The 6,830-nt window shown below is 61.8% G+C and carries 7 protein-coding genes; 1 reads left to right on the forward strand and 6 read right to left on the reverse strand.

Annotation, left to right across the window (positions count from 1 at the left end; genetic code table 11):
- The first annotated feature begins 3 nt into the window (after positions 1–3).
- Positions 4–963: a hypothetical protein gene (locus HLH25_RS16285; RefSeq protein WP_182975064.1), complete on the forward strand. Its 960-nt coding sequence runs from the start codon at positions 4–6 to the stop codon at positions 961–963.
- A 75-nt stretch (positions 964–1,038) separates the two neighbouring features.
- Here HLH25_RS16285 and spt read toward each other — a convergent pair whose 3' ends face one another.
- The 6 genes from spt to HLH25_RS20050 all read right to left on the reverse strand — a co-directional run.
- Positions 1,039–2,235, reverse strand: coding sequence for a serine palmitoyltransferase (spt, locus tag HLH25_RS16290; protein ID WP_182975065.1), 1,197 nt, complete (start codon positions 2,233–2,235; stop codon positions 1,039–1,041).
- Positions 2,236–2,239: 4 nt separating this feature from the next.
- Positions 2,240–2,491, reverse strand: a complete 252-nt coding sequence (locus HLH25_RS16295; protein WP_182975066.1) for an acyl carrier protein — start codon at positions 2,489–2,491, stop codon at positions 2,240–2,242.
- 194 nt (positions 2,492–2,685) lie between these two features.
- Positions 2,686–4,422 (reverse strand): fatty acyl-AMP ligase, encoded by a 1,737-nt coding sequence (locus tag HLH25_RS16300; protein ID WP_182975067.1) that lies wholly within the window; start codon positions 4,420–4,422, stop codon positions 2,686–2,688.
- Positions 4,423–4,491: 69 nt separating this feature from the next.
- Positions 4,492–5,622 carry a sensor domain-containing protein gene (locus HLH25_RS16305; RefSeq protein ID WP_182975068.1) on the reverse strand — a complete coding sequence of 377 codons (1,131 nt, stop codon included), beginning with the start codon at positions 5,620–5,622 and terminating at the stop codon, positions 4,492–4,494.
- Positions 5,623–5,625: 3 nt separating this feature from the next.
- Positions 5,626–5,790, reverse strand: a complete 165-nt coding sequence (locus HLH25_RS16310; RefSeq protein ID WP_220791858.1) for a hypothetical protein — start codon at positions 5,788–5,790, stop codon at positions 5,626–5,628.
- Positions 5,791–6,517: 727 nt separating this feature from the next.
- Positions 6,518–6,830, reverse strand: a 313-nt coding sequence (locus HLH25_RS20050) for a hypothetical protein (protein WP_220791859.1), incomplete at its 5' end; no start/stop codon positions are given.

Below are 6,830 nucleotides of genomic sequence, written 5' to 3' on the forward strand. Positions count from 1 at the left end.
CTCATGGATGACGTGCGATACGATCCTCTCGCCGCCGGGCAGGTCGCCCGCCTTCTAACGGACGAGCTGGTCCGTCCTGTCGAGCCGGCGGTGACGGCGTTTGTCGGCGAACTGGTCGGGGATGCACCCGTGCTGGGCGTCCTGTTCTACGGGTCGGGCCTGCGGCAGGTGGATATGGAGGGTATCCTCGATTTCTATATCGTGCTGGACCGGCAGGCCGACTGGGCGCGCGGCAGGGCGGCGCGCGAGGCGAATGCTCTGTTGCCGCCGAACGTCGAGTATCACGAGCGCATCATCGACGGCCGGACTGTCCGGGCCAAGGTTGCCATTCTGACCCTCGGTCAGTTCCGGGCGCTGACGGCGCGCGGTTGCCTGGACACCACGATCTGGGCGCGTTTCTGTCAGCCGGCGCGGCTGGTCTGGGTGCGCGACGCGGTCGCGGCTGACGCGATTCTGGGGTGTTTGATCCGGGCGGTGGGGGTGGCTGCCTGGTGGGCGGCCATGCTTGGTCCGGAGAGCGGATCGGCTCTGGCTTATTGGGAAAGCCTGTTTCGCCGGACCTATGCCGCGGAATTGCGGGTCGAGGGGGGAAATCGCCCCTCCATGCTGTTGGCGGGCGAACCGGGGACGCGGTTCGCGGCGTTGCTGCCGGCGGCCTGGGCGGCGTCCGGCCTGTCGTTCAGGCAGGAAGGTGAGACATTATATCCGGCGGTTCCGGCGGGCGCACGCGCCCGAGCGGAGCGCCAATGGCGGGTGCGCGCCGGTCTGGGGCGTCCGCTGAATGTCGCGCGGCTGCTCAAGGCGGCGTTCACCTTCGCCGGCGGTGCGCGCTATATCGCCTGGAAAGTGCGGCGCCATAGCGGCTTCGACCTCGCCTTGACCCCGTTCGAGGCCCGGCATCCGCTGATCTGCCTGCCTCGGCTGCTCTGGCGATTGAAGCGGGCCGGGGTCTTCCGCCGGTAAGGAGCGTCAGAGCGCCTGATATATCAGTCCGGATCGCTGTTACCGCCTGAAGACGGTAACAGCGGGGACATGGCGTTAGTGGCCGAGCCCGAGTTCGCGGGCCACGATGGCGAAGATTTCGATCGCCTGGTCGATCTGGGCGGCATCATGCGTTGCCATCACCGACGTTCGCAGCAGCGGGCGCTGGTCGGGGGTGGCGGGCGGCAGGCTGAGATTGACGTACACGCCCAGATCCAGGAGCCGGTTCCAGAACCGCACGGCCTGGTCGATCTCGTCCAGCACCACCGATACGACGGGGCTGGCCTGCGGGCCGGTGCGCAGCCCGATGGCATTCAGGCCCGCATGCAGGCGCCGGGCATTGTCCATCAGCCGGTGCCGAAGCTCCGGCCGCTGTTCCAGTTCGCTCAGAGCCGCCATGGTGGCGGCGATCACGTCGGGTGGCAGCGACGCGGTGAACATATAGGGCCGCGAGCACAGGCGGATCAGGTCCAGCCCGTCCTCGTCGGAAACACAGTAACCGCCGACCGTGCCGAGGCTCTTGGAGAAGGTGCCGACGACGAAATCGACATCCTTCTCGACGCCGCATGATTCGGCGACGCCGCGGCCATGCTCGCCCATGACGCCGACGGAATGGGCTTCGTCGGCCAGCAGCCACGCGCCGGTTTCGCGCTTGACCGCCGCGAATTCGGCCATCGGTACCACGTCGCCCATCATCGAGTAGATGCCTTCGACGACGATCAGCTTGGCGCCTGGGGTGCCGTCCAGCCGCCGCAGGCGCTTGTGCAGGTCGTCGGCGTCATTATGCCGGAAGCGGATGACCTGGGCCTGGCTGAGCCGGCTGCCGTCATAGATGCTGGCATGGCTGTCGGCGTCCAGCAGCAGGTAATCGTCCTTGCCGGCCAGGGCCGAGATCATGCCCAGATTCGCCTGATAACCGGTCGAGAACACCATGCAATGCCGGCGGCGGAAGAAAGCGGCGATGCGCTCCTCCAACTGGCGATGCAGCCCTTGGGTGCCGTTGGCGATGCGCGATCCGGTGGTGCCGACGCCGTGGGTCCGCAGCGTGTCGATCGCGGCTTCGATCGCCGCTTCACTCTGGCTGAGGCCCAGGTAATTGTTGGTGCCGAACAGCAGGGTCTCGCGCCCTTCGATCACGCCCACGGTCGAAGATATGGGGCGGTCGATCACGACGGCAAACGGGTTGCGGCCTCCGCCATCGGTCACGGCCGCCAGCGAACGGGCCAGCGGCTCGTATTTGGAGAAGATCGACATGGAGTCAGCCGCCCTGCTTGAGCGACACGATGCAGTTGGCCAGGTCGTCGATGGTGCGGATGTCGGCAAGCCGGTCGAGCGGAACGGACACATCGAGGGAATCCTCGATTTCCATCACGAAATTCATGACCGCGAGTGAATCGAAGGCCAGATCTTCGACGATCTTGCTGCCGCCGCTGATGTCGCGAGGGACCTTGGGATTCGCCAGCAGCGTCTGGATGATCAGGGCAGAGACGTCCGCGACCGTTTCACTCATTATAAATGCATCCTTATTGCGGGAGCCGTCTCCGTATGACGTGTCCGAACCCCGCCTGCCATAGGAGGATCAGGGCCGTCTGGCGGATCACCTGCGCCCCCTCTCAACAAAAGAGGATGCCCTTATATCGAAATCCGGTCGGATGGCCAGTATTGAAGCTGGGGTCTGTCGGCGGCGCGACAGACCCCAGCGGATCACGCGACCGACGCGGTTTCGCTGACCGAGTCGAAGGCCCCCGACAGCAGCATGGCCTTGGCCCGTGCGCGGGTCAGTTTCCCCGATGAAGTCTGCGGCAGCGTATGGGGCGGGATCAGGATGACCGAGACATCGACCCCATGCTGGCGGCGGAACAGGCTGGCGGCCTCGTTGCGCAGGGTTTCGCGGGCTTCGGGGGTGGCGGCGCGGCACTGGATCAGGGCGACGACTTTCTCGCCTTTTTCCTGATCGATCGAGAAGACGGCGACATCGCGGCTGCGTAGCGCGCCGATTTCGGTTTCCGCCGACCATTCAAGGTCTTGCGGCCAGATATTGCGGCCGTTGATGATGATCAGGTCCTTGGCGCGGCCGGTGACGACAACCTGCCCGTCGATCATGTAGCCGAGATCACCGGTATTCAGCCAGCCATCGGCATCCAGGACGCGCTGGGTCTCCTGCGGCTGGTTGAAATAGCCGCGCATCAGGCTGGGGCCACGGACGAAGATGGTGCCGACCTTGCGATCCGGCTGGCGACGGCCGGCAGGGTCGCGCACTTCCAGTTCATGCTCGGGCAGAACCTTGCCGCACAGGATGAAAGTCCTGAGAGCATGGGAAGGATCGTTCGAGGGGCGTGCGATACCCTGCGTTTCCAGGAAGCGCAGATCGACGGTATCGGTCTGTATACCCGTATGCAGGGGCACGAAGCTGATGGCCAGCGTGGCCTCGGCCATGCCGTAGCTGGCGGTAAAGGCCCGTCCGTCGAAGCCGGATGCGGCGAAGCGTTCGGCGAATTCTTCCAGAATGTGGTGACGGATCATGTCGCCACCGATACCCGCGACGCGCCAGCAGGACAGTTCGAGCGTAACCGTCGAGGCACGGCGGGCGCACAGTTCGAAACCGAAGGATGGGCTGTAGGAGATAGTACCGCGATTGCGGCTGATCAAATCCAGCCAGACATGGGGACGACGGGCGAACTCGCGCGTTGGCAGCATATCGACGGTCAACTGACAGGTGACCGGCGTTAGGAAAAAGCCGACGAGGCCCATATCGTGATAGAGCGGCAGCCAGGACACGCATCGGTCACCGGTTTCGCGGACCTTCAGGCCGTCGCGGGCGATCGCGCGGGCATTGGCCATGCCCGATTTCTGGGTGACCGCCACCCCCATCGGAAAGCGCGTGCTGCCCGACGAGAATTGCAGGTAGGACAGGTCGTCCGGCGAGACAGTCGGCAATGTGACAGGTTCGACCGGCAGGGCCATCAGTTCGGCTGGACTCCCGCCGAAACGCAGATCGAAGCCGTCGATGATCTCGCCTGTCCAGCCGGCAATGATGTCAGGCACGATCACGGCGACGGCGCCGGCGCTTTCGATCATGCCGCGCAGGGTCGTTACATAGCCTTCGCGCCCGCCGAATGCGACCGGCAGTGGCAGCGGAGCCGGCACCAGGCCCGCATACTGGCAACCAAAAAAGATCCGTGCGAAGTCACCGTCGCTTTCTGCGACAATCGCGACCCGTTCACCAGGTCGCAGCCCAAGCGTCAGCAGTCGCCGTGCGACATCCAGGGCCTGTTCGCGCAATGTTCGGTAGGGGAGGGACTCCAGCAATTGGCCGCGCCCGGAATAAACGTTGAATCCCGCTTGCCCAAGGGCCGCGTAATCCAAGGCTTCCGGAAACGTTGCAAAATCGCCCAGGCGTCGCGCCTGACCAGAATCTGTCGGAGTCGGATCGAGTGTCATTTCAGGTAACGAATCTTCCACCTGGAGTATGTAATCAAGGCAGGTTCAAAGCGAGGACGAAAGCCCGCATCAATGCGCCTTTCGAAGGAATTCTACGATAGCGTCCGCGCCAATCGGCGCTGTCGGCTCAATATCCGCGAGGCCGAAGGTTTCGCGTATATATGATTTTTGCTGGTCAAGAAAACCGGGGTGCCCGGCAACGGCGCCGTCCAAAGCTTGGTCAAGGCTGGCAGCCGTGTCGATCACCGGTCCTAGGGACCAGAACAGATAGTCGGGATTGTCGTGCCATTTCGTCTCATGCGCGTCAAGAAACAGGCAGGGACGAGGCTCGATCAGAAATTCGGCGACCTGGCTGCTGACATCGCCCAGATAGAGGTCGGCGCCCATCGTGTAGGTCATGTCGACGCTCCTGGTACTGCCCGGATCGATGAGCATGTGCGGTATCCCCTCATAGGCGCGCAGAATACTCGCGGCCTTGTCGCGATGTGCGTCAAACAACCGGTAATGTGGTGCGAAAACAAGATTGTATCGGTCCTGAGTGGCAAAATAGTCCAGAACTTGAGTGCCCAATTTATACCACGATGTCAGCCGCGCATTGAAATGCGGATTATAGAGAACTGTTGGGCGTCCGTTGCTGAACAGCGGCGCGGCGTTGCTATGCATCAGCCGCACGAGATCAAATTTGGCATAGACGCCCGTGACGTAGTGTCCGGCTCGGAGTGAGCCCTGGCTCAGCAATCGCTTTTCAAGCTTTCTTCCTGCCATCAGGATAAAATCGAAATGCCGGACGTCTCGGGCAAAGCCGACAGCGCGGTCTCCAGCACCGTGGCGGGTCCAGATCAGGCGCGGGCTGCGCACGCCCATCCTGCGCAGATAGAGTGACGTGCGCTCTGGAACGACAATAGCCTGAAATATCTCGAAATAATTCTTGTTAAAAAACAGAGCCGCCAATCTGGTCAGAACGCTGGGGCCGCGATGGGTCAGTTGTCTCCGTAACAGCCTGGGGAGAGTTAGTCGTTCATAAATGACGTGCGAGTCGGGATAGAGGCCGCCCAAGCGCCTTATATAGGCCTCCTGGTCGTCCGTCAGGCAGGCGATATGGACCGCGATCTCTGGATGCCGGCGCGCGATCTCCATCGCGATCGGTAGGGAATGCGCGATCTGATGGGGCTGGGCGATAAAAGGGAAAAGGATGCGCATCGGTTAGGTCAGGTCTGGACGCATCTGGGATGGCAGGCGTGCATGCGTCATGGCCCGTTGCGCAAGCAGCACGATAATGGTTCCGTCGAAATCGGCGGCCTCCACGGCTGCCGGTCCATAGAGGTGAAACAGGATCGCCTGAATGGGCAGAAGGAAGACAGCATCCATTCTATATGCGATGACAAGAGCGCCCGTAAGACGGAAGGTCATCAGTAACGGTTCCAGCGGTAAGCCGATTGGCTAATGTTCGCAGTACTGGTCATTCTTAGCACGATGTCGAGCGTTGCGGGATCTTATGTGTCGATCATCCGCTTCAGTAGTCGGACGTATGGCGGCAACGCGAGGACCATCAGCAGACGACCAGTTCCCCCGGTCATCATAATTGGCCAAGCTTGATGATTCGTTCGTTCGGCGGTGCGCTCCTGCACGAGGTCGCGGTTTCGAGTGGAGGCTGCTTCATCGATATCGGCATATAGCTGAGGGCCGGATGAAAATGGCGTTGGAGATGAAAAGTGGAGTGCCGGATACTGGCAACAATCTGCATCGCCCCGCCTGCGAGGCTCTTGGGTGGAATCCGGCGCCGGACTGAAACGTAGGATGCCGATGAAAGCGGAGTGGGTCTATGTCAGTCAGGGGAGGCCGCGCGGCAGTTATGGTCTGTCATGACTGAAAATCTCCCAGATCGTCAGTGATGTGGGGGCGACGGCATGAAGTCGACGCCCTATCTGCCCAGCAGAATCCCCAGATTTTGGAATGTGCGTGGCGAGGTCGCGTGGTGTGGGATGCTCAGGCGGCCGCATCAGGGCGGTCCAGCGTCTAGGAAGCTGGTGGGAGAAATTTCGAGAGGCGACGATGGTGGTGAAGCCTTCTTCGGGGCGGGGGAGGGTCTCGCCGGCTATGATCGCAGCAGATCAGGATTGGTGGTTTTCCGGGGAATATAATCTGGTGGAACAACTTTTTTGTTTTTTTCTGATCTTCCGTGTTGACGGTGCTGAGGGTGGGGTGTAGATCGCTGTTCACCGCCGGGGCTGAGGTTCTTGACCTGGCGGTTTGGACCTGCTAGTTTCCTTGGCCCTGCTGGGTTGAGTGAATGATTGGCAGAGGTCTTTGACAACAGAATATGGAATGGAAGGGATATGTTGGCGGCGTTCTGACGGCCTGCGGAAGTGGGTTGATTTGGGATTGGTTGATCTGGGTTTAGCCTGGGT

The sequence above is a fragment of the Gluconacetobacter dulcium genome (assembly GCF_014174165.1).
Classification (GTDB): Bacteria; Pseudomonadota; Alphaproteobacteria; order Acetobacterales; family Acetobacteraceae; genus Gluconacetobacter; species Gluconacetobacter dulcium.